The sequence below is a fragment of the Candidatus Flexicrinis affinis genome (assembly GCA_016716525.1).
GTDB classification, from domain to species: Bacteria; Chloroflexota; Anaerolineae; order Aggregatilineales; family Phototrophicaceae; genus Flexicrinis; species Flexicrinis affinis.
In genome coordinates, this window is sequence record JADJWE010000001.1 from 829149 (window position 1) to 849199 (window position 20051).

At 61.5% G+C, this 20051-nt stretch carries 31 protein-coding genes; 29 read left to right on the forward strand and 2 right to left on the reverse strand.

The genetic code is table 11. The features are described 5' to 3' along the window. The first annotated feature begins 6 nt into the window (after positions 1-6). Entirely contained in the window at positions 7-672 is a 666-nt protein-coding gene (locus IPM16_03420; protein MBK9122160.1) for a CDGSH iron-sulfur domain-containing protein, read from the forward strand. Here the strand turns inward: IPM16_03420 and IPM16_03425 are convergent. Then, positions 669-1130, reverse strand: coding sequence for a hypothetical protein (locus IPM16_03425; GenBank protein ID MBK9122161.1), 462 nt, complete (start codon positions 1128-1130; stop codon positions 669-671). The two genes, IPM16_03420 and IPM16_03425, sit on opposite strands and share 4 nt — an antisense overlap. Before the next feature lie 356 nt (positions 1131-1486). Here IPM16_03425 and rpsL point away from each other — a divergent pair, with 356 nt between their 5' ends. The 28 genes from rpsL to map all read left to right on the forward strand — a co-directional run bounded on the left by rpsL (position 1487) and on the right by map (position 18367). Further along, positions 1487-1927: a 30S ribosomal protein S12 gene (gene rpsL / locus IPM16_03430; protein MBK9122162.1), complete on the forward strand. Its 441-nt coding sequence runs from the start codon at positions 1487-1489 to the stop codon at positions 1925-1927. 15 nt (positions 1928-1942) lie between these two features. Next, positions 1943-2410, forward strand: coding sequence for a 30S ribosomal protein S7 (rpsG, locus tag IPM16_03435; GenBank protein MBK9122163.1), 468 nt, complete (start codon positions 1943-1945; stop codon positions 2408-2410). A gap of 34 nt (positions 2411-2444) precedes the next feature. Next, entirely contained in the window at positions 2445-4544 is a 2100-nt protein-coding gene (fusA, locus tag IPM16_03440) for an elongation factor G (GenBank protein MBK9122164.1), read from the forward strand. Between the two features lie 72 nt (positions 4545-4616). Next, a complete protein-coding gene (gene tuf / locus IPM16_03445; GenBank protein MBK9122165.1) occupies positions 4617-5813 on the forward strand; it encodes an elongation factor Tu in 1197 nt (398 codons plus the stop codon). A 114-nt stretch (positions 5814-5927) separates the two neighbouring features. Further along, positions 5928-6239 carry a 30S ribosomal protein S10 gene (gene rpsJ, locus IPM16_03450; protein MBK9122166.1) on the forward strand — a complete coding sequence of 104 codons (312 nt, stop codon included), beginning with the start codon at positions 5928-5930 and terminating at the stop codon, positions 6237-6239. 148 nt (positions 6240-6387) lie between these two features. Further along, positions 6388-7029 (forward strand): 50S ribosomal protein L3, encoded by a 642-nt coding sequence (gene rplC, locus IPM16_03455; protein MBK9122167.1) that lies wholly within the window; start codon positions 6388-6390, stop codon positions 7027-7029. Between the two features lie 30 nt (positions 7030-7059). Continuing rightward, positions 7060-7698, forward strand: a complete 639-nt coding sequence (rplD, locus tag IPM16_03460; GenBank protein ID MBK9122168.1) for a 50S ribosomal protein L4 — start codon at positions 7060-7062, stop codon at positions 7696-7698. Positions 7699-7703: 5 nt separating this feature from the next. Next, the gene (gene rplW / locus IPM16_03465) at positions 7704-7997 is read left to right on the forward strand and encodes a 50S ribosomal protein L23 (GenBank protein ID MBK9122169.1); all 294 of its coding nucleotides are present in this window, start codon (positions 7704-7706) and stop codon (positions 7995-7997) included. 11 nt (positions 7998-8008) lie between these two features. After that, entirely contained in the window at positions 8009-8833 is an 825-nt protein-coding gene (rplB, locus tag IPM16_03470) for a 50S ribosomal protein L2 (GenBank protein MBK9122170.1), read from the forward strand. 37 nt (positions 8834-8870) lie between these two features. Continuing rightward, on the forward strand, positions 8871-9143 hold the full coding sequence (gene rpsS / locus IPM16_03475; GenBank protein MBK9122171.1) for a 30S ribosomal protein S19: 273 nt from the start codon (positions 8871-8873) through the stop codon (positions 9141-9143). Between the two features lie 12 nt (positions 9144-9155). Next, positions 9156-9497: a 50S ribosomal protein L22 gene (gene rplV, locus IPM16_03480; protein ID MBK9122172.1), complete on the forward strand. Its 342-nt coding sequence runs from the start codon at positions 9156-9158 to the stop codon at positions 9495-9497. Further along, a complete protein-coding gene (gene rpsC / locus IPM16_03485; protein MBK9122173.1) occupies positions 9497-10174 on the forward strand; it encodes a 30S ribosomal protein S3 in 678 nt (225 codons plus the stop codon). The genes rplV and rpsC overlap by 1 nt, the downstream gene beginning before the upstream one ends. A 44-nt stretch (positions 10175-10218) precedes the next feature. Then, the gene (gene rplP, locus IPM16_03490; GenBank protein MBK9122174.1) at positions 10219-10653 is read left to right on the forward strand and encodes a 50S ribosomal protein L16; all 435 of its coding nucleotides are present in this window, start codon (positions 10219-10221) and stop codon (positions 10651-10653) included. After that, on the forward strand, positions 10653-10865 hold the full coding sequence (gene rpmC, locus IPM16_03495; GenBank protein MBK9122175.1) for a 50S ribosomal protein L29: 213 nt from the start codon (positions 10653-10655) through the stop codon (positions 10863-10865). Before rplP ends, rpmC begins: the two co-directional genes overlap by 1 nt. Before the next feature lie 2 nt (positions 10866-10867). Beyond that, on the forward strand, positions 10868-11146 hold the full coding sequence (gene rpsQ / locus IPM16_03500) for a 30S ribosomal protein S17 (GenBank protein ID MBK9122176.1): 279 nt from the start codon (positions 10868-10870) through the stop codon (positions 11144-11146). Positions 11147-11149: 3 nt separating this feature from the next. After that, positions 11150-11521 (forward strand): 50S ribosomal protein L14, encoded by a 372-nt coding sequence (gene rplN, locus IPM16_03505; GenBank protein MBK9122177.1) that lies wholly within the window; start codon positions 11150-11152, stop codon positions 11519-11521. An 11-nt stretch (positions 11522-11532) separates the two neighbouring features. After that, positions 11533-11856, forward strand: coding sequence for a 50S ribosomal protein L24 (locus IPM16_03510; GenBank protein ID MBK9122178.1), 324 nt, complete (start codon positions 11533-11535; stop codon positions 11854-11856). A gap of 18 nt (positions 11857-11874) precedes the next feature. Beyond that, complete coding sequence (gene rplE / locus IPM16_03515) at positions 11875-12432, forward strand: 50S ribosomal protein L5 (protein MBK9122179.1); 558 nt, start codon at positions 11875-11877, stop codon at positions 12430-12432. 11 nt (positions 12433-12443) lie between these two features. Continuing rightward, positions 12444-12626 (forward strand): type Z 30S ribosomal protein S14, encoded by a 183-nt coding sequence (locus IPM16_03520; GenBank protein ID MBK9122180.1) that lies wholly within the window; start codon positions 12444-12446, stop codon positions 12624-12626. Positions 12627-12641: 15 nt separating this feature from the next. After that, positions 12642-13046 (forward strand): 30S ribosomal protein S8, encoded by a 405-nt coding sequence (gene rpsH / locus IPM16_03525; GenBank protein ID MBK9122181.1) that lies wholly within the window; start codon positions 12642-12644, stop codon positions 13044-13046. 14 nt (positions 13047-13060) lie between these two features. Further along, positions 13061-13621 (forward strand): 50S ribosomal protein L6, encoded by a 561-nt coding sequence (gene rplF / locus IPM16_03530; GenBank protein ID MBK9122182.1) that lies wholly within the window; start codon positions 13061-13063, stop codon positions 13619-13621. 15 nt (positions 13622-13636) lie between these two features. Further along, a complete protein-coding gene (locus IPM16_03535) occupies positions 13637-14011 on the forward strand; it encodes a 50S ribosomal protein L18 (GenBank protein ID MBK9122183.1) in 375 nt (124 codons plus the stop codon). Between the two features lie 17 nt (positions 14012-14028). Then, positions 14029-14613 (forward strand): 30S ribosomal protein S5, encoded by a 585-nt coding sequence (gene rpsE, locus IPM16_03540; protein MBK9122184.1) that lies wholly within the window; start codon positions 14029-14031, stop codon positions 14611-14613. Between the two features lie 3 nt (positions 14614-14616). Beyond that, positions 14617-14817: a 50S ribosomal protein L30 gene (gene rpmD / locus IPM16_03545; GenBank protein MBK9122185.1), complete on the forward strand. Its 201-nt coding sequence runs from the start codon at positions 14617-14619 to the stop codon at positions 14815-14817. Positions 14818-14824: 7 nt separating this feature from the next. Next, positions 14825-15346 carry a 50S ribosomal protein L15 gene (gene rplO / locus IPM16_03550; GenBank protein MBK9122186.1) on the forward strand — a complete coding sequence of 174 codons (522 nt, stop codon included), beginning with the start codon at positions 14825-14827 and terminating at the stop codon, positions 15344-15346. A gap of 79 nt (positions 15347-15425) precedes the next feature. Beyond that, positions 15426-16754 carry a preprotein translocase subunit SecY gene (secY, locus tag IPM16_03555; GenBank protein ID MBK9122187.1) on the forward strand — a complete coding sequence of 443 codons (1329 nt, stop codon included), beginning with the start codon at positions 15426-15428 and terminating at the stop codon, positions 16752-16754. A gap of 93 nt (positions 16755-16847) precedes the next feature. Continuing rightward, on the forward strand, positions 16848-17555 hold the full coding sequence (locus tag IPM16_03560) for a nucleoside monophosphate kinase (GenBank protein MBK9122188.1): 708 nt from the start codon (positions 16848-16850) through the stop codon (positions 17553-17555). Then, positions 17552-18367 carry a type I methionyl aminopeptidase gene (map, locus tag IPM16_03565; protein MBK9122189.1) on the forward strand — a complete coding sequence of 272 codons (816 nt, stop codon included), beginning with the start codon at positions 17552-17554 and terminating at the stop codon, positions 18365-18367. Before IPM16_03560 ends, map begins: the two co-directional genes overlap by 4 nt. A 4-nt stretch (positions 18368-18371) precedes the next feature. Here map and treS read toward each other — a convergent pair whose 3' ends face one another. Next, complete coding sequence (gene treS, locus IPM16_03570) at positions 18372-19970, reverse strand: maltose alpha-D-glucosyltransferase (protein ID MBK9122190.1); 1599 nt, start codon at positions 19968-19970, stop codon at positions 18372-18374. Positions 19971-20051 lie beyond the last annotated feature (81 nt).

Here is a 20051-nt window from a genome sequence, read left to right on the forward strand (position 1 = left end):
CGAAGCGTGGGAGAAGCGTACAGAGGACGAGCCGACGACCGCCGCTTTCGCGGGACACAAGCTGACATCACGTACAGTCTGAAACGGTGTGTTCACGCTCAGGAGTGTGTGCGGCGCTTGTCGAGCGTATTCGACAATCAGCGTCGGCCGTGGATCGACGCGAATGGCGCGTCGGCTGACGACGTACTTGAGGTCGTGCGACACTGCCCTTCCGGCGCCTTGCACGTCGACCGGCACGACGGCGGCCCCGAAGAATCCACGCCGACCGCAAACGAGGGTGTGCTGTGGGCCAACGGGCCGATCCAACTGACGGGTGATCTGCACATCGTCGGCGCGGGCGTTGACGTCGAGGGCGAGACGCGCGTTACGTTGTGCCGGTGCGGTCAGTCGAAGAACAAACCGTTTTGCGACAACTCGCACAAGGACATTCAATTCGTCGCCGAGGAGAAACCGCGTCCAGACGTGTCGCCTTTGACCGAACGCGAAGGCCGGTTGACCGTGACCGCACACAGCCGGGGTCCGCTGCAGTTGAGCGGCCCGCTTGAACTGCGCGGCTCCGATGGATCGCTGCAATACGCCGGGAACGAGTCGTGGCTATGCAGATGTGGGGGGAGCAGCAACAAACCATTCTGCGACAGCACGCACCGTCGCAACGGGTTTGCGGCCGACTAGTTCCTGCTTGCGCCGCGCGCGCTCTGCGTGCGTTCGCCGGACATCAGCACGACACCGCCTTCGCCCCGCGCTTGTTCAGAGGCGGCGACGAATGTCAAGTAGCCGGCCTGTACCGTGTGCTCACCTGGTATAGTGAACTGCGCCGTTCCTGAATTGAAGGTGGCTTGGTAGAGGCGAGGACCGAGACTGCCGACCATCACTAAGCCGATCGACGTGCCGTCGACTGCATTAACCGGACCGACGGTAACCGTCAGCGATTGGCCTGCCGCGACGAATCCGGGCAAGTGAATGGGCAGATCGCCCGTAAGGGGCAGCGCCGACCGACACGCGGCGAGCACCAGAACTAACATCAACGCCGCCTGCCAAACCGTGCGTCGGATGGGCAGATGGCGACTCGTCATCGTCCGCGGAGTTGTGACGATGGGCAGCGGATACGTACCGACCGAAAACCTGTTCATTGGCTCCCTTTGTAGAAGAGGGACGCGGCACTCTCTCACCGCATGTTAACCTAGATGCGGCCGACATTGGAAGTCTTACGCCTATTCCCTGCCCGTCATACTTGAGAACCGCATGAGAACGTGTCTTGACAGCGCCTCGGCTGACTGATAGGATAGCCGCTCAATCTAAGCCGGGGCCGCACCCTCGTCAGTAGGCAATGACGACCCCGAACCGAGTGTATGTGGCGAAAGTGCATCGGCATGCCGTTGCGGCTCGTCATTTCAGGAAGCACCGGGCGAACGGCGCAATTGCCGCAATTCGCCCGTTTGCGCGCCTGAAGCCAGCTACGGTACGAGTGATTTCAGCAGGGAGTGTTATGCCTACCATCAATCAGTTGGTGCGTAAGGGCCGCCAGTCTAAGAAGAGCAAGACCAAGGCGCCCGCACTGCAATACACGCTGAACGCCTACTCGCAGAAGCGGACGCGCCGCCGCAAGGGTGCCCCGCAGAAGCGTGGCGTTTGCACTGTCGTCAAGACGATGACGCCCAAGAAGCCGAATTCGGCGCTGCGCAAAGTCGCCCGTGTTCGTCTCTCGAACGGCCTCGAAGTCACGGCCTACATCCCCGGCGAAGGTCATTCGCTGCAGGAGCACAGCGTGGTGTTGGTTCGCGGCGGCCGCGTGAAGGATCTTCCCGGCGTCCGCTACCACATCGTGCGCGGCACGTTGGACTCGGACGGCGTGAAGGGCCGCTTGCAGGCCCGCAGCAAGTACGGCGCAAAGCGGCCCAAGGCCGGCGCTGCCACCGGTAAGAAGTAGCGAGCAGGTGTAACGATGCCAAGACGTAACAGCCCGCCGAAGCGCCAAGTTGCGCCGGACAACAAGTTTCACAGTGTGCATATCACGATGTTTATCAACCGCATGATGTACGGCGGCAAGCGCAGCACCGCCATGGGCATCATGTACGGCGCGATGGACATCATCGAAGAGAAGATGAACCGCAACCCGCTCGAGGTCTTCGATCAGGCGCTTCGCAACGTGACGCCTGCTGTCGAGGTCAAGCCTCGCCGTGTCGGCGGCTCGACATATCAGGTTCCCGTCGAAGTTGACACCGACCGGGGAGTGTCGCTGGCGATGCGTTGGCTGTTGGCCAATTCGCGCTCGCGGGCTGGCAAGGGTATGCCGGCCAAGCTCGCCGCCGAACTCATCGACGCGGCCAACGGTCAGGGGAATTCGATCAAGAAGAAGGACGAGACCCATCGCATGGCGGAGGCCAACCGTGCCTTCGCGCACTACAAGTAACACATTGACGATCGAGTGACAGCAGAGACAGGGCATGTCGAAGCAAACCGAGACTAAGCTGGACCTCGCAAAGGTCCGAAACATCGGCATCATCGCGCATATCGATGCCGGAAAGACCACGACCACCGAGCGTGTGCTGTACTACACCGGTATGGTGCATCGCATCGGCGAGGTGCACGATGGCGCCGCCACGACGGACTATATGGTTCAGGAGCGTGAGCGCGGTATCACCATCACCTCGGCGGCCGTGACTGCGGCGTGGAAGGGACACCAGATCAATGTGATCGACACCCCGGGCCACGTCGACTTCACCGCGGAAGTGCAGCGCTCGCTGCGCGTTCTCGATGGTGGCGTCGTCGTGTTCGATGGTGTCGCCGGTGTCGAGCCGCAGTCGGAGACGGTGTGGCGGCAGGCGGACGAATATCGTGTCCCGCGTATCTGCTTCGTCAACAAGATGGATCGCGTTGGCGCCAATTTCGCCCGCTGCGTACAGATGATCACCGACCGCGTAAACGGCAATCCGGTTCCCATCCAGATGCCATACGGCGAGGGCGATCAGTTCAAGGGAATTATCGACCTGCTCAAGATGGAACTCGTCACCTATGGCGACGATCTCGGGCAGGACATCCAGCGTCATCCAATCCCTGAGAGCCACCGCGAACAGGCCGAGACGATGCGCGCCGAAATGGTCGAGAAGATCGTCGAGAACGACGAATACTTGACCGAGAAGTACCTGATGGAAGAGGCGATCAGCGACGATGAGCTGATGGGTGCCCTGCGCGCAGCTACCATCGCCGGCAAGATTCAGCCGGTGATGTGCGGTTCGGCGCTGAAGAACAAGGGCGTCCAGCTCATGCTGGACAAGGTCGTCGAACTGCTGCCCTCCCCGCTGGATATCCCGGCGGTTACCGGCATGCATCCGAAGACCGAGGAGGCGCTCGAGCGCAAGGCTGAAGACTCCGAGCCGCTTGCAGCGCTGGTTTTCAAGATCATCACCGATCCGTACGTCGGCCGTCTCGCGTTCGTGCGCGTGTACTCCGGCGTCCTGCGGACTGGCACGACGGTCATGAACACGACGAAGGGTGCGCGCGAGCGTATCGGCCGTATCGTTCGCATGTTCGCCGACCGTCGCGAAGACATCACCGAGATCCATGCGGGCGACATTGCCGCGATCCTCGCGCTGAAGGAAACCTTCACCGGTGAGACGCTGGCGGCGCCTGATCATCCGATCGTGCTCGAGACCATCAAGTTCCCCGAGCCTGTCATCGAAGTCGCCATCGAGCCGAACAGCAAGGGCGATCAGGAAAAGATGGGCGAGGCGCTGCGACGGTTGGCGGAAGAAGATCCGACCTTCAAGGTCGAGGTCGACGACTCGCAAACCAAGCTGCGCGGCATGGGCGAGCTGCATCTCGAGGTGCTGGTCGACCGCCTGATGCGCGAATTTGGCGTGCAGGCGACCGTGGGCCGGCCACGCGTGGCATACCGTGAAACGATCACCCGCAGCGCGCGGATCGACACGATCTTCAAGCGGCAGTCGGGCGGTTCGGGCCAGTATGCCCGCGTCGTCGCCGAGTTTGAGCCGATGTCGGACGAGGACATCCGGGCCAGCAAGGACGGCTTCGCGTTCGTGGACGAGATCAAGGGCGGCTCTATTCCGAAGGAATTCATCCGCCCGACCGAGAACGGTATGCGCGACGCCATGCAGGGCGGCGTGCTGGCCGGTTACCCGCTCGTTGGTGTTCGTGCGCGCCTTGTCGATGGCGCGTCGCACGAGGTCGACTCGAGCGAAATGGCATTCAAGATCGCCGGTTCGATGTGCTTGAAGGAAGGCGTCCAAAAGGCGCATCCGGTGCTGCTCGAGCCGACCATGAAGGTTGAAGTTGTCGTTCCTGACGAGTTCACTGGCTCGGTCGTAGGCGATCTGTCGAGCCGTCGCGGTTTGGTTTCAGGCATGGAACCGCGCGGTTTGGGTGCGACCACCATCAGTGCGGCGGTGCCGCTGGCCGAGATGTTCGGCTATGCGACGAACCTGCGCAACATCACGCAGGGGCGAGGCACGTTCACGATGGAGTTCGACAAGTACACAGTGGCTCCGAACAGCATCGCCGACGAGATCATCAAGTCGGGTCGCTAATCGGGGCGCACGCCACCATCGAATCGTTCGTAGGCTAAGTTCAGACGCCATAAGCAAAGGATAGGACGCACAATGGCTGGGAAGTTCGATCGCAGCAAGCCGCACGTGAACATCGGCACCATCGGTCATGTCGACCATGGCAAAACGACGCTCACCGCGGCCATCACCAAGGTGCTCGGCATGAAGGGCAAGGCCGAGCGCATGAAGTACGATGACATCGATAACGCGCCGGAAGAAAAGGCCCGCGGTATCACCATCAACATCCGTCACGTGGAATACGAGACCGACGCGCGCCACTATGCGCACGTGGACTGCCCGGGCCACCGTGACTACATCAAGAACATGATCACCGGTGCGGCGCAGATGGACGGTGCAATCCTCGTCGTCAGCGCGCCTGATGGCCCGATGCCGCAAACCCGCGAGCACGTGCTGCTTGCGCGTCAGGTGGAAGTGCCGGCGATGGTCGTGTACCTCAACAAGATCGACCAGATGGACGATCCAGAGCTGCTCGAGCTCGTCGAGCTCGAACTGCATGAACTGCTCGAGAGCTACGGGTTCTCTGCCGATACCCCGATCATTCGCGGTTCGGCGGTGAAGGCCAACGACTCGGACAGCACCGATGTCAACGCGCCGGAGTATGAGTCGATCCTGAAGCTGATGGACGCGGTGGACAACTGGATTCCGACCCCGGCCCGTGATACGGAAAAGGCGTTCCTCATGCCGGTGGAAGACGTGTTCACCATTCAGGGCCGCGGTACCGTGGTGACCGGCCGTGTTGAGCGCGGTACCCTGCAGAAGGGTATGGAAGTCGAGATCCTCGGCCTGCGCGAAGAGAAGATGAAGACCACCGTGACCGGCATCGAGATGTTCCACAAGGAACTCGACTCGGCCGTCGCAGGTGACAACGCCGGTATCCTCCTGCGCGGCACCAAGCGTGAAGAGGTCGAGCGCGGCATGGTTCTGGCCAAGCCGGGTTCGATCACGCCGTACCGCAAGTTCATGTGCCAGGTGTACGTGCTGAAGAAGGAAGAGGGCGGCCGTCATAAGCCGTTCGTCAACGGGTACCGTCCGCAGTTCTACATCCGCACCATGGACGTGACCGGCACCATCACGCTGCCCGAAGGCGTCGAGCTGGTCATGCCGGGCGACGATGTCAACCTGCAGGTCGAGCTGATCATGCCGGTGGCGCTCGAGAAGGGCTCCAAGTTCGCCATCCGCGAGGGTGGTCTGACCGTCGGCGCTGGTGTCATCACGGACGTGATTTCCTAGGCCTCGCGGTCCGGGAAGACGAAGACGCTCAGATGCCGGGAGGCGCGCAATATCGCCTCCCGGCATTATCTCACGAGAAGATGGAGGCTGGCCGCAGGCCAGTGAGGTTAGCACATGGCGATTAAGAACAAGATCCGTATCCGGCTGAAGGCGTATGACCATCGGGTCCTCGACCAGTCGGCGCAGCGGATTGTCGACACGGCAGAGCGCGCCGGTGCACGGGTGGTCGGGCCAGTTCCTCTGCCGACGAAACTCGAGCGTTTCACCGTGCGTCGCTCGACCTTCATCGACAAAGATTCGCACGAGCATTTCGAAATCCGCACGCATTCGCGGCTGATCGATGTGCTTGAACCGGACAGCAAGACGATTGAGAACCTCACCCGTCTGAACCTGCCGGCCGGCGTCGATATCGAGATCAAGCTGTAAGTCACCCACCAACGCGCAACGCAAGCGGGTATAGTTCCGGCCCGCCGCTGCGGGTGTACGGGCCAGTACGCTGAGACAGATAGGGGGCGGGGACACGCCGAAGATCCCCGGCGCAAGAACGCGCAGCACCCCGCTGGAGGCAAACCGAATGAAGGGCATGATCGGCAAGAAGATTGGCATGACGCAGGTCTTTGATGACAACGGGAACGTCGTTCCCGTGACCATCATTCAGGCCGGCCCCTGCCATGTCACACAAATTCGCAGTAAGGACAAAGAAGGCTATGTCGCCGTGCAGCTTGGTTTCGCAGAGACCAAGCCGACCCGGCTGACCAAGGGCCAACTCGGTCACCTGAAGCGCAACAACCTGCCTGCGCTGCGCTACCTGCGCGAGTTCCGCATCAAGGACGGTGATGTGAACGTTGCAGAAGGGCAGGAGATCACCGTCACTGTGTTTGAGAAGGGCGAACGGGTCGACATCGTCGGCACGTCGAAAGGCCGCGGGTTCGCCGGCGCGATTAAGCGCCACGGCTTCCACCGCCAGCCGAAGACTCACGGTCAGTCCGACCGCGAGCGCGCGCCGGGTTCGGTGGGCCAGCGTTCCTTCCCAGGCCGCACGCTGCCGGGCCAGCGCATGGCCGGCCGAATGGGCAACGAGCGCGTCACGATTCAAAACCTCGAGGTCGTTCTGATCGACGCCGACAAGAACCTGATCGCCGTGCGCGGTTCGGTTCCCGGCGCAAAGAACGGCATCGTGATGATCAAGCCGTCCGTGAAAGCTCGTACGAAGTAGCGCGGGCGAAAGGTAACGGAGGGTATGACAATGCAGTTCCCGGTTAAGGATGTGAACGGCAAGCAGGTCAGCACGGTCGACCTGCCGGCCGAGATTTTCGGGATCACCCGTGAAGACCTCAACGTCGGTTTGATGCATCAGGCGTACGTGCGCCAGATGGCAAATGCGCGCCTCGGCACGCACAAGACCAAGACCCGCAGCGAGGTCAAGATCAGCACGGCCAAGATCTATCGCCAGAAGGGAACCGGTCGTGCGCGCCATGGGTCGCGCAACGCTCCGATCTTCGTCGGCGGTGGTAAGGCCCACGGACCGATCCCGCATAAGTACACCAAGGACATGCCCAAGAAGATGGTGCGCGCGGCGCTGCGTAACGCCCTGAGCGCGGCCGTCCTCGACGAGCAGTTGGTTGTGGTCGACAAGTTGAGCGTTTCGGCGCCCAAGACGAAGGAAGTCACCAAGGTCCTCAATGCTCTGGTCGGCAGCAGCTCAGCGCTGGTCCTGCTGGCTGAGCGCAACGAGAACCTCGAACGCGGTATCGGAAATCTCGACCGCGCCTTCTACCTGCGGGCGAGCTACCTGAACGTGCGCGACCTGCTGACGTATGACAAGGTTATTGTGCCGCTTGACGCACTCGACGTGCTGAAGAGCTGGCTTGGGACGGAGGGCTAAAGACGATGCCCGATTTGCACCTGTATGATGTGATCCGCCGCCCGGTGATCACCGAGAAGACGAATGTGATGACCGAGAACAACCAGTACGTGTTCGAGGTCGCACCGAACGCCAACAAGGTTCAGATCAAGGAAGCGGTGGAAGTGATCTTCGACGTTGCAGTCGTCAAGGTCAACACGATGGTGATGCCGTACAAGCGCGGCCGCCGCGGTCGGAAATTCTACCGCCGCACGCAGCAGTGGAAGAAGGCAGTCGTGACCCTCTCCGAGGGCGACACGATTAGCCTGTTCGAAGTGTAAGGGGCGGAGACATGCCGGTTAAGGTCTACAAGCCCACCTCGGCTGGCCGCCGAGGAATGACGGGCCACACGTTCGAAGAGATCACCAAGAGCAAGCCGGAGCGCTCCCTGACGGAGTCGCTTCGCAAGCGCGGTGGTCGCAACAATCAAGGCCGCGTGACGATCCGTCACCGGGGTGGTGGTCATCGCCGTCGCTACCGCGTGATTGACTTCAAGCGCAACAAGTTCGACTGCAAGGCGACCGTAAGCGCGATCGAGTACGACCCCAACCGCAGTGCGCGTATCGCGCTGGTGGAGTACGAAGACGGCGAGAAGCGTTACATTATCGCACCGCTCGGCCTCAAGGTCGGCGATGTGATCGGCAACGGGCCGCAGGCATCGCTGCGCCCGGGCAACGCGCTGGCGATCGCCGACATTCCAGTCGGCACGCAGATTCACAACATCGAGCTGAAGCCCGGCAAGGGCGGCCAGATGGCGCGCTCTGCGGGTGTCTCGGCGCAGCTGATGGCGAAAGAAGGCACGTACGCGCAGGTTCGCCTGCCGAGCGGCGAAGTTCGCCTTGTCCACGAGCGCTGCATGGCGACCATCGGGCAGGTCGGCAACGTCGATCATGGCAACGTGAACTTCGGCAAGGCTGGTCGCAAGCGCTGGATGGGCATCCGCCCGTCGGTTCGCGGTATCGCCATGGACCCCAACAGCCACCCGCATGGTGGTGGTGAAGGTCGCAGCGGCATCGGTATGAAGGCGCCCAAGACGCCGTGGGGTAAGCCGGCCCTCGGCAAGCGTACCCGCAGCAACAAGCGCACGAACCGTTTCATCGTGCGCCGGCGCGCCTAGTTCGGTTGGTCAGTGAGATAGGACGAGGACTAGGAAAATGGGTCGTTCGCTGAAAAAGGGACCGTTCATCGATCCCAAGCTGCTCTCGAAGGTCGAGAAGCTGAATACCGAAAACAAGAAGGTGGTGATCCGGACGTGGAGCCGGGCGAGCACCATCTTCCCGCAGATGGTCGGCCACACCATCGCCGTGCACGACGGCCGCCGCCATGTGGCGATCTTCGTGACCGAGAACATGGTTGGCCATAAGTTGGGCGAGTTCGCCCCGACGCGTACCTTCAAAGGTCACGTCGCGAAGGAAAAGAAGAAGTAGGAGCGAGGACAAATGGAAGTGCGTGCATACACGAAACATCTGTCCATCTCCCCTCGCAAACTGCGTCTGGTCTGCGACAAGGTGCGCGGCCTGAATGCGCTGCAAGCGCAGACGGTCCTGCGCTTCATGCCCCAAAAGGGCGCCGAGATGGTCAGCAAGACGCTCGCGTCGGCAATCGCCAACGCCGAGAACAATCTTGATCTGGACCCGAACAATCTGTTCATCTCGCAGATCTTCGCAGATGAGGGGACGCGCCTGAAGCGAGTGAAGGCAGGCGCACGCGGCCGGTACAAGCCGCGCGTTCGCCGGATCTCACATCTGACGGTTGTGCTGGGACAGCGGGAGAACAGCTAATGGGTCGTAAAGTTCATCCGGTAGGGTTCCGGCTCAAGGTCAACCGGGATTGGGATTCGCGCTGGTACGCGGAGGGCCCCGAGTACGTCGATCTGCTGAAGGAAGACCGCAAGGTCCGCAAATTCATCAGCAAGGAAGCGGAAAAGGCCGGTGTCTCGCGCATCGAAATCGAGCGGTTCCCGAATCAGGTTGTGGTGACCATTCACACCATGCGGCCGGGAATCATCATCGGGCGTGAAGGCAAGGCCGTCAAGAAGCTGCGCGCCGACCTCGAGACACTGACCAACAAGAAGGTCAAGGTCGAGGTCAGCGAGATCGACAAGCCGGATCTCGACGCCCAGTTGGTGGCCGCCAATATCGCGGGGCAGCTTGTCCGGCGCATTGGTCACAGCCGCGCCATGAAGCGTGCGGTGTCGCAGGCGATGCGGCTCGGCGCACAGGGCATTCGTATCGAGGTGAGCGGCCGTTTGGCCGGCGGCGATATGAGCCGCCGCGAGATGGTCAGCGAGGGCCGCGTGCCGCGTAACACGCTCCGTGCGTCGATCGACTTCGGCAAGGCGGAAGCTCTGACGACGTTCGGCCAGCTCGGCATCAAGGTCTGGATCTACAAGGGCGAAATCCTGCAGCAGGACAACACGCGGACGGACGAGAAGTCCGGCGTGTACGTCAGCTCGTAGTCGGCTGAGCCGCGTCCTCGCGTAAGGAAAAGGAGCAATCAAGCATGTTGATGCCTAAGCGCGTCAAATACCGTAAGCAGTTCCGCGGTCGCCGGAAGGGCACCGAGCTGCGCGGCGCCGCCGTTCAGTTTGGCGAATACGGCCTGCAGGCCCTCGAGCCGATCTGGCTGAGCAGCCGGCAGATCGAAGCGGCCCGCCGCGCGATGGTGCGCTACATCAAGCGCCGCGGCAAGATTTGGATCCGCGTGTTCCCGGACAAGCCGATCACCAAGAAGGCCGCAGAGACCCGCATGGGTTCCGGCAAGGGTTCGGTGGAATACTGGGCCGCAGTTATCAAGCCCGGACGCGTCCTGTTCGAAATGGGCGGCGTGGACGAGCAAGACGCACTCGAAGCACTGCGCCTGGCGGCGTTCAAGCTGCCGTGCAAGTGCAAGATCATCAGGCGGATTGACCCGATCAGCGGTCAGGAGGTCGGCTAATGGTGGACATCCGTGACGTTCGCAAGATGTCCGATGAAGACATCATGAACGCGATCGAGGACAACCGCGCCGATATGTATCAGCTGCGCCTTCAAAAGGCCAACGGCGAACTCAAGAACGAAAACCTGCTCCGGCAGAACCGTCGCGACCTCGCGCGTTTGAAGACGGTGCTCACCCAGCGGCAGGCCGGCAGCCCGCAGAAGGGGAATTAGCGATGGCAAACACTCGCCGCCGGTTGGTCGGGCGCGTCGTCAGCAACAAGATGGAGAAGACCGTCGTCGTTGCGATCGAACGCCGCAAGATGCACCGGGTATACAAGAAGATCGTCGTCTCGACCCGGAAGGTCATGGCGCACGATGAATCGAACGAAATTCAGGAAGGCAGCGTCGTTCGCATCGTCGAGAGCAAGCCGCTCAGCAAGAACAAGCGCTGGGTGGTGGAAACGGTGCTCGAGACGCCTGAGCTGATCGAGACGAGCAGCGCGGAGGCGTAAGTCATGATCCAAACTGAGTCTCGACTGAAGGTGGCCGACAACACCGGTGCGCAAGAACTGCTGGTGATCCGCGTGCTTGGCGGATCCCGGCGCAGGTACGGGTATGTCGGGGATATCGTGGTGGCCGCTGTCAAGCAGGCCACGCCGCAGAGCAGTGTCAAGAAATCCGCTGTGGTGAAAGCCGTGATCGTGCGGACTGCCAAGGAATACCGCCGCGACGACGGGTCGTACATCAAGTTCGACGACAACGCCGCGGTCATTCTGGCCGACGACCTGCAGAACCCGCGTGGGACGCGCGTATTTGGCCCAGTGGCGCGCGAACTTCGTGACAGGGGTTTCGTCAAAATCGTATCGCTGGCCCCTGAAACGCTGTAGGAGTAGTTGATATGCAGCGCATCAAGAAAGGGGATACCGTCGCGGTTATCGCCGGTCGCGATATCGGAGAGACGGGCAAGGTCCTCGAGATCCAGAAGAAAGACAATCGCGTGATTGTGGAGGGCATCAACCTTCGCAAGCGCCACCGCCGTGCCCAACAGGTCGGCGGCCGGCAGATCCCGGCGCAGATCGTAGAATTCAACGCGCCGATCGACCTGTCCAACGTAATGCTCGTTTGCCCGTCCTGCGGCAAGTCCACGCGTGTGGGCTATCGCTTCAAGGACGACGGCAATAAGGTCCGCTGGTGCAAGAAGTGCCAGCAGGACATCGATTAGGCCGGAGCGAGGTAACCCATGGCTGAGACCAAGACCGTGCCGGTGCTGCTCGCTCGCTACCGCGAAGAGATCGCGCCGGCCATGATTAACGAATTCAAGTTCGACAACGCGATGCAGGTCCCCCGCATCGACAAGGTTGTCATCAACATCGGAATGGGCGAGGCGATGGACGCGCCCAAGATGCTGGACGCTGCGGTCGAGGACCTGCGCCAGATCACCGGTCAACAACCGGTTATCACGCGCGCCAAGAAGAGCATCGCGCAGTTCAAGCTGCGTGAAGGCCGTGCGATCGGCGTCAAGGTCACCCTGCGCGGTGAGAAGATGTGGGCGCTGCTCGATCGGCTGATCAACGTCGCCCTGCCGCGTATCCGCGACTTCCGCGGCGTGCCCGCCAAGCTCGACGGCCGTGGTAACTTCACAATCGGTCTGCGCGAGCAGTTGGTGTTCCCGGAAATCCAGTTCGACAAGATCGACAAGGTCCGGGGAATGGAAATCACGATCGTGACCACTGCCCGCAACGATGAAGAAGGCCGTCGGCTGCTGAAGCTGCTCGGCATGCCCTTCCGCGAGAATTAGGACGGTAATCGATGGCGAAGAAGTCAATCGTCGTGCGCGAAACGCGGCGTAAGTATCAAGTGCAAGTGCGCAACCGCTGCAACAAGTGCGGGCGTCCACGCGGTTATATCCGCCGGTTCGGCCTGTGCCGTATCTGCCTGCGCGAAATGGCCCTGCGGGGCGAGATTCCCGGCTTGGTCAAGTCGAGCTGGTAAAGGGAGCGAGATACCATGGTGAATGATCCGATTGCCGATATGCTTACGCGCATCCGGAATGCGCTGATGGCGGGCAAGCCATCCGTCTCGATCCCGGTTAGCAAGCTGAAGCTGGAGATTGCGCGTATTCTCCACGAAGAAGGTTTCGTCGATGGGTACACGGTCGGCGAGGAAAAGCCGTTCGGTCTCATCCACATCGAGTTGAAGTACTACGGCCCCCGCCGCTCGCGTCGCCCGGTCATCACCAATATGACGCGCGTCAGCAAGCCCGGCCGTCGTGTATACCGTGGCAGCCGGGACCTCCCGCGTGTGCTCAGCGGAACCGGCATCGCCATCATGACTACGCCCCGCGGCGTCATGACGGCGGCGCAGGCTCGTCGCGAGCGCATCGGCGGCGAAGTCATCTGCTACGTGTGGTAAGCGAGGGACTGACGATGTCGCGAATTGGAAAGATGCCAATCGCTATCCCGCCCAAGGTCGACTTCAAGGTCGACGGCCGGGAGGTGACGGTAAAGGGCCCGAAAGGCGAATTAAAGCACACCATCCCAGAGGGTATTTCCCTTGAAAAGGGCGACGAGGGTGTGTACAACGTGGTTCGGTCGAGCGAAGCCCGGCAGGAGCGTGCGCTGCACGGTCTTACCCGTGCGCTGATCGCCAACATGGTGACCGGCGTGTCGACCGGCTTCCGCAAGACTCTGATCATCGAAGGGACCGGCTATGTCGCAGAAATGCGCGGCAGCAAGCTGGTTATGAAGCTGGGTTACTCGCATGAGATCCCGGTCGATGCCCCCTCCGGGATTTCCTTCGATGTCCCGAGCGACCGCAGAGGCACAGTGCTGCATATCGATGGTTTCGATAAGCAGTTGGTTGGGCAGGTCGCTGCTGATATTCGCAAACTCCGCCCGCCCGAGCCGTACAAGGGCAAGGGTGTGCGTTACGTCAACGAGACGATCCGTCGCAAGGCTGGCAAGGCCGGCAAGACCGGAAAGAAGTAGGGTGGGGCGTAGACAATGTCCGAAAAGACCAACAAGCACAAGCGCAATCAGCGTGATCGCCGCCACGCCCGTGTACGTTCGCGTATCGAGGGTACAGCGGTACGCCCGCGTCTGAACGTTTTCCGCAGCCTTGCCAACATCTATGCGCAGGTGATCGACGACGAGGCCGGCCGCACGCTGGTCTCCGCCTCGACCATCGACGCGGACGTCCAGACGCAGGCCAACGGCAAGAACAAGAAGGACGCGGCGAAGATCGTCGGCAAGATCGTCGCCGAGCGCGCCAAGGCGGCCGGGATCACGCAGGTGGTCTTTGACCGCGGTGGTTATCGTTATCATGGTCGTGTCGCGGCGCTTGCTGAAGGCGCCCGTGAAGCCGGCCTCGAATTCTAGACGAATCGGAGGAACGCATGGCTGACAAGCGCGAACGGCGCGATCGGCGCGACCGCGACGAAGAACGTGAAGAACTCGACGAGCGCGTAGTTGACATTACGCGCGTCGCCAAGGTGATCAAGGGCGGCCGGCGCTTCGCCTTCCGCACGGTGGTCATCGTCGGCGACAACAAAGGACGTATCGGCATCGGTGTCGGCAAGAGCCGCGCCGTGCCCGATAGCATTCGCAAAGGCTCCGACCGTGCACGCCGCCGCATGACCAAAGTGTCGTTGAGCGGCAGCACCGTCCCCCACGAGGCCACCGGCCGTTGGGGTGGTGCCCGTGTGCTGGTCAAGCCGGCGGCGCCCGGTACCGGCGTTATCGCGGCCGGTGGCGTGCGTGCCGTGCTCGAGGCGGTGGGCGTGCATGACGTGCTCACCAAGTCGCAGGGCAGCCCGAATCTGCTCAACGTGGCGATGGCGACCATCGACGCGCTCAAGCAGATGCGCAGCGCCGAAGAACTGGCGGCGATGCGTGGCAAGCCGGTCGATCAGATGCGCCCGTTCTGGGAGCGCGCTGCCCGGCAAGTTGCCGGCACCGCGCCGGCCGAGGAGGCGAAGTAATCGATGGCAAGCGACAAGAAGCTCAAGATCACGCTGGTGCGCAGCCCGATCGGCTACACCAAGAACCAGCGTGTCACCGCAAATACGTTGGGTCTCCGTAAGCTGCATGCGACGGTCACTCACAACGACACCCCGCAGATTCGTGGCATGATCAACGCGATCAGTCACCTGCTGCAGGTCGAAGAAGTCGAGCAGGAAGGCTAGGGTCGACATGAAACTACACGATCTGAAGCCCGCAGAGGGCGCTACGCGCAAGAAGACGCGCGTAGGCCGCGGTATCGCGGCAGGCAAGGGCAAGACCGCAGGCCGCGGCACCAAGGGCGCTGGCGCCCGCTCGGGTAAGGGCATCCCCCACTACTTTGAGGGCGGTCAGCTTCCGCTGGTTCGCCGTCTGCCGTTCAAGCGCGGCTTTACGAACATCTTCCGCATCGAGCATCAGGAAGTCCATCTGGGCGACCTGAACGGCTTCGATGCCGGCACGACGGTTACCCCGGCCATGCTGGCCGAAGCGGGACTGATCCGCAAAGCCGATCAACCGGTCGTCATTCTTGGCAACGGGGACATCGACCGGGCGCTGACGGTTCAAGCCCACCGCGTGACCAAGAGCGCCGCCGAGCGGATTGCGAAGGCGGGTGGCACGGTTCAGAAGCTCGAGTACCTAGTCACCGGTGCCCGCGCGACCGTCAAGAAGATGCGCAAGGAAGACCTCGCTAAACTGGCGGAGAAGGCCTAAGGATACTGACGACGGGTCGGAATCACGGTTCCGGCCCGTGCGTGTTTCTCTCACTTAGGCGACCTAGAGGAATTGAACCATGCTGCAAGCGTTTCGTAACATCTGGAAGCTTCCAGATGTCCGCAACAAACTGCTGATCACCGGGCTGATTCTGCTCATTTATCAGTTCGCCGCGCACGTGCCGGTTGTCGGTGTCGATCCGAATGCCCTGCAGTCGCTGCTCCAGCCCGGCGCAACCGGCGCCGGCCTGATCAACGTGCTGAACCTGCTTTCGGGCGGTGCGGTGCAAAACTTCAGCGTGATCGCGAACGGTGTGTATCCCTACATCACCGCGTCGATTATCCTTCAGCTGCTCATCCCGATCATCCCGCGCCTGCAGGAACTGCAGAAAGAGCCGGGTGGTCGCGATACCATTACCCGTTACACCTACTACCTGTCGATCCCGATGGCGCTGCTACAAGCGTTCGGACAGATCCAGATCTTCAATGCGCTGCTCGGCACTCAGCAGATCATCCCGGGGTTCGCCAGTAACTTCTTACTGACGGTCTCGGTCCTGTTCAGTATGACTGCCGGCACGATGTTTGCGGTCTGGCTCGGTGAGTTGATCACCGAACAGGGCATCGGCAACGGTATCTCGCTGATCATCTTCGGCGGTATCGTGGCACAGGCACCGGGCAACCTAGCACGGTTGGTCGCTGATACGGCAATCTCGCCGATCTGGAACATCGCGCTCTTCGTCGCTATCACGCTGATCAGCATCCTCGTGATCATCTTCATTCAGGAGGGTGAGCGGCGAATCCCTGTTCAGTACGGCAAACGCGTACGCGGAAGCCGCCAATACGGCGGGGCGCGCACGTTCATCCCGATGAAGGTCAACCCGGTCGGCATGATCCCGCTCATCTTCGCTCAGGCGATCGTGACGCTGCCCGCGGTTGTCGTCAGCTTCTTCCCTGAGGGCGCGGTCGGCAACTCCATACGCGACACGTTCGGCAACCAACAAGGGTTGCTATACTGGGCGTTCTTCTTCTTCCTGACCGTGTTCTTCACGTTCTTCTATGCGGACGTGATGATCGGCAATCAGGATTTGGCGAGCAACCTGCAGCGTAACGGCGGATTCATCCCCGGCACCCGACCGGGCAAACCCACGCAAGAGTTCATCACCCGCGTGACGCGCCGAATCTCGCTGGTGGGCGCCGTCTTCCTCGGTGTGATCGCCATCATGCCGGGCGTGGTCGACCTCGTCAACTCGGTGTTGTTCAGCGGTGCGTATACGGCAGGCGCATCGGCCAATGCGGCCAGCGTTCTGACCGGTTCGGGTCTCATCATCCTTGTCGGCGTCGTCATCGAAACCATGCGGCAGCTGGAAGCGCAGCTCGTGATGCGCAACTACCGCGGCTTCATGAAGTAGCCGGCATCGATCAGCAGTACATCTCGCGCTCGCGCTGCGGACACCGTGCCGGGCGCGAGCGTTTTGTTTTGCATGACATAAGGTGAGCACGACATGGGCGACCTCTTTCTGTTGATCGTCGGCGTTCAGGGCAGCGGCAAAGGCACGCAGGCTGCCTACCTTACCGAGCACTACGGCATTCCACACGTCTCTACCGGCGACCTGTTCCGCGCCATGCGCACCCGTACCGATCCGCTCGCGCAGCGCATCCAAGCGGAAATGGCGGCCGGCAAGCTGATCGACGATGCCACCACCAACGAGGTGCTGAAGGACCGTTTGGAGCAGCCCGATGCGGCACACGGCGCCCTACTCGACGGCTATCCGCGCAATCTCGTACAGGCGCAGTTTCTGACCGAGTACCTCGCCTCGCGCGGGCAGAAGCTCAACGCCGTGCTGCAGCTTGAACTCGACCTGTATACGGCGTTCAAGCGCAGTTTCGGGCGGGCGACTGCGAAGGATGGCCGTGCCTACAACTACTACAGCAAGGCCGAAGGCGTCTCGTGGTCGATCGAGCAGGATCCCGACAAGGAGTTCCCGCCCCGATTGATCGGGAAGGTAGACTCGACCGGCGAGTTGCTGAATCGCAGGCCAGACGATGCCAATGCCTTTGGCGTTATCGAACGGATCGAGAAGTTCTTGAGCGAGACACAACCCGTCCTGCCGTATTACCGCGAGCTTGGCTTGCTGCGTTCGGTGGACGCCAGCCTTGCGATTGACGAGGTGCGGCGCAGGCTGGTCGAGATTATTGAGGCTGTTCGATGAAGCTGTATCGCCCGCAGCCGCACGTCACGATCTCGCTGAAAGACGAGTCGGAGCTGCGGATCATGCGCGAGGCGGGGCGAATCGTCGCGAAGGTGCACGAGGCCGTCCGTCCGCTGATACGGCCCGGCGTCTCGACCGGCGAGTTGGATCGCGTCGCCGATCAGGTGATTCGCGATCACGGCGGCGTGCCGGTGTTCATCGGCCAGCAGAAGCCGAATTCGCCACCCTATCAGTTTGCGACCACGGCGTCTGTGAACAATCAGGTCGTTCACGGCATCCCGAGCGACACGCAGATCCTCAACGACGGCGACATCATCAGCCTCGACACCGGCGTGCTGTATCAAGGCTTTGTCGGCGACAGCGCGTGGACGTACGGCGTGGGTGAGATCAAGCCGAGCGTTCAGCGCCTGCTCGATACGACCGAGCGCGCGCTCTACGTCGGGATCGAACAGGCCGTCGTCGGGCGTGAACTGCGCGACCTGTCACGAACAATCCAGCAGTACATTGACGCGCAAGGCTACGGCATTGTTCGCGAATACACGGGACACGGGGTCGGCACCAAGATGTGGGAAGAACCGCAGGTACCAAACTGGTGGCCGCGCAACGCCAAGGGACGTTTGCAATTCGACAATGTCAAGCTCGTGGCCGGCATGACGTTCGCCATCGAACCGATGGTGTGCTCGGGGACCGGTGACGTGCGTGAACTTGACGACCACTGGACGGTCGTGACCGCTGACAACTCGTTGTGCGCGCACTTTGAACACACGGTTGCCGTTACCGAACGCGGCCCGCTAATCCTGACGACGCTGTAGCCGGCTACGCCGGGGTCAACCACAGATACCCATACGGTGGCAGCGATACTTCGCCTGAGAGCAGGTCGCTATCTGCGTCGAGCGCGTTTCGATAGGCTCCAGAACCCGGCAGGGTGATGGGGAGCGGTTCGTCGCTCAGGTTGTGCAGCGCCAAGAAGCGCGTCTCGCCCTCGGTACGCCAGAAGCAAAGCCCCCGGCTGGGGACTTCCTGCAGCCAGTCGAGACGGCCAGTCGCAAGTACCGGGCGATGTTTGCGCGTGGCGATCATGCGCTTGATCGTCCACAGCAGCGACGACGGATCGTTGCGCTGCGCCTCCACGTTAACGCTGGAGAATCCGAACTCGGGATCTTCGATCGGCGGTGCATAGAGCAGTTCGCGCGCCGCAGTCGAGAAGCCCGCGTTGGTGCCGGCTGTCCACTGCATGGGCGTACGTACGCCGTTGCGGTCCTCAAGGTAGATGTTGTCGCCCATGCCGATCTCGTCACCGTAGTACAGCACGGGCGAACCCGGCAGCGTAAACAGCATCGAGTTCATCAGTTCGATCTTGCGCCGGTCGTTGCCCATCAGCGCTGCCAGGCGGCGGCGGATGCCAAGGTTGAGGCGCATGCGCGGCTCCGGCGCATAGAACTCCCACATGAAGTCACGTTCCTCCGGCGTCACCATCTCCAACGTGAGTTCGTCGTGGTTGCGCAGGAATGTTGCCCACTGTGTGTCGGGAGGGATCTGCGGTGTCTCGTTCAGGATATCGACCACGCTCGACCGGTCGCCGCGTGCCAGCGCCATATACAGGCGCGGCATGACGGGGAAGTGAAAGCACGTGTTGAACTCCGGTGCGCTCGATGTCCCGAAATACGGGATCAAGTCGCGCGGCCACTGATTCGCCTCGGCAAGAAGGATCGTGCCCGGATGGCGCTCGTCGACGAAACGCCGCCACTCGGCGAGAATTTCGTGCGTTTCCGGTAGATTCTCGCAGTTGGTGCCTTCGCGCTCGATCAAGTACGGCACCGCGTCCACGCGGAATCCGTCGATCCCCAACTTGAGCCAGAAGTCGATGATGCGCAGCATCTCGGCGCGGACGGCGGGATTGTCATAGTTCAGGTCGGGCTGGCTGCGGAAGAATCGGTGCCAGTAGAACTGACCGCTGCCCTCGTCCCATGTCCAGTTCGACGGCTCGGTGTCCAGAAAGATGATGCGCGTGTCCGAGTACTTGTCGTCGGTATCGCTCCACACGTACCAGTCGCGCAGCGGCGATTCCTTCGAACTGCGCGCTTCCACGAACCACGGGTGATCGTCCGACGTGTGGTTGACCACCAAATCGAGAATGACCTTGATGCCCCGCCGGTGCATTTCGTCGACCGTGAACTTGAATTCCTCAAGATGGCCGAACTTCGGCAACAGGCCGTAGAAGCTCGAGATGTCGTACCCGTCGTCGCGCAACGGCGAAGGATAGATGGGGGTGAGCCACACACAGTCGATACCAAGCCATTCGATATAGTCAAGCCGTTGTCGAAGGCCGCGCAGGTCGCCATGTCCGTCGCCATCGCCGTCGGCAAATGCGCGCGGATATAGTTCATAGAAAATGGCGTTGGTGGCCCACGACATTCGAATACTCCGATCCTGACTCAAGAATAGGAATGAAGGTGTCTTCGCATTGGCAAGGCTCAAAGTTTGCCATAGCCTGGC

Excerpts from the sequence above, each read along its gene's own strand:
- IPM16_03425 (MBK9122161.1), bottom strand. The coding sequence starts at position 1,130 with ATGAACAGGTTTTCGGTCGGTACGTATCCGCTGCCCATCGTCACAACT.
- rpsL (MBK9122162.1), top strand. The coding sequence starts at position 1,487 with ATGCCTACCATCAATCAGTTGGTGCGTAAGGGCCGCCAGTCTAAGAAG.
- rpsG (MBK9122163.1), top strand. The coding sequence starts at position 1,943 with ATGCCAAGACGTAACAGCCCGCCGAAGCGCCAAGTTGCGCCGGACAAC.
- fusA (MBK9122164.1), top strand. The coding sequence starts at position 2,445 with ATGTCGAAGCAAACCGAGACTAAGCTGGACCTCGCAAAGGTCCGAAAC.
- tuf (MBK9122165.1), top strand. The coding sequence starts at position 4,617 with ATGGCTGGGAAGTTCGATCGCAGCAAGCCGCACGTGAACATCGGCACC.
- rpsJ (MBK9122166.1), top strand. The coding sequence starts at position 5,928 with ATGGCGATTAAGAACAAGATCCGTATCCGGCTGAAGGCGTATGACCAT.
- rplC (MBK9122167.1), top strand. The coding sequence starts at position 6,388 with ATGAAGGGCATGATCGGCAAGAAGATTGGCATGACGCAGGTCTTTGAT.
- rplD (MBK9122168.1), top strand. The coding sequence starts at position 7,060 with ATGCAGTTCCCGGTTAAGGATGTGAACGGCAAGCAGGTCAGCACGGTC.
- rplW (MBK9122169.1), top strand. The coding sequence starts at position 7,704 with ATGCCCGATTTGCACCTGTATGATGTGATCCGCCGCCCGGTGATCACC.
- rplB (MBK9122170.1), top strand. The coding sequence starts at position 8,009 with ATGCCGGTTAAGGTCTACAAGCCCACCTCGGCTGGCCGCCGAGGAATG.
- rpsS (MBK9122171.1), top strand. The coding sequence starts at position 8,871 with ATGGGTCGTTCGCTGAAAAAGGGACCGTTCATCGATCCCAAGCTGCTC.
- rplV (MBK9122172.1), top strand. The coding sequence starts at position 9,156 with ATGGAAGTGCGTGCATACACGAAACATCTGTCCATCTCCCCTCGCAAA.
- rpsC (MBK9122173.1), top strand. The coding sequence starts at position 9,497 with ATGGGTCGTAAAGTTCATCCGGTAGGGTTCCGGCTCAAGGTCAACCGG.
- rplP (MBK9122174.1), top strand. The coding sequence starts at position 10,219 with ATGTTGATGCCTAAGCGCGTCAAATACCGTAAGCAGTTCCGCGGTCGC.
- rpmC (MBK9122175.1), top strand. The coding sequence starts at position 10,653 with ATGGTGGACATCCGTGACGTTCGCAAGATGTCCGATGAAGACATCATG.
- rpsQ (MBK9122176.1), top strand. The coding sequence starts at position 10,868 with ATGGCAAACACTCGCCGCCGGTTGGTCGGGCGCGTCGTCAGCAACAAG.
- rplN (MBK9122177.1), top strand. The coding sequence starts at position 11,150 with ATGATCCAAACTGAGTCTCGACTGAAGGTGGCCGACAACACCGGTGCG.
- IPM16_03510 (MBK9122178.1), top strand. The coding sequence starts at position 11,533 with ATGCAGCGCATCAAGAAAGGGGATACCGTCGCGGTTATCGCCGGTCGC.
- rplE (MBK9122179.1), top strand. The coding sequence starts at position 11,875 with ATGGCTGAGACCAAGACCGTGCCGGTGCTGCTCGCTCGCTACCGCGAA.
- IPM16_03520 (MBK9122180.1), top strand. The coding sequence starts at position 12,444 with ATGGCGAAGAAGTCAATCGTCGTGCGCGAAACGCGGCGTAAGTATCAA.
- rpsH (MBK9122181.1), top strand. The coding sequence starts at position 12,642 with ATGGTGAATGATCCGATTGCCGATATGCTTACGCGCATCCGGAATGCG.
- rplF (MBK9122182.1), top strand. The coding sequence starts at position 13,061 with ATGTCGCGAATTGGAAAGATGCCAATCGCTATCCCGCCCAAGGTCGAC.
- IPM16_03535 (MBK9122183.1), top strand. The coding sequence starts at position 13,637 with ATGTCCGAAAAGACCAACAAGCACAAGCGCAATCAGCGTGATCGCCGC.
- rpsE (MBK9122184.1), top strand. The coding sequence starts at position 14,029 with ATGGCTGACAAGCGCGAACGGCGCGATCGGCGCGACCGCGACGAAGAA.
- rpmD (MBK9122185.1), top strand. The coding sequence starts at position 14,617 with ATGGCAAGCGACAAGAAGCTCAAGATCACGCTGGTGCGCAGCCCGATC.
- rplO (MBK9122186.1), top strand. The coding sequence starts at position 14,825 with ATGAAACTACACGATCTGAAGCCCGCAGAGGGCGCTACGCGCAAGAAG.
- secY (MBK9122187.1), top strand. The coding sequence starts at position 15,426 with ATGCTGCAAGCGTTTCGTAACATCTGGAAGCTTCCAGATGTCCGCAAC.
- IPM16_03560 (MBK9122188.1), top strand. The coding sequence starts at position 16,848 with ATGGGCGACCTCTTTCTGTTGATCGTCGGCGTTCAGGGCAGCGGCAAA.
- map (MBK9122189.1), top strand. The coding sequence starts at position 17,552 with ATGAAGCTGTATCGCCCGCAGCCGCACGTCACGATCTCGCTGAAAGAC.
- treS (MBK9122190.1), bottom strand. The coding sequence starts at position 19,970 with ATGTCGTGGGCCACCAACGCCATTTTCTATGAACTATATCCGCGCGCA.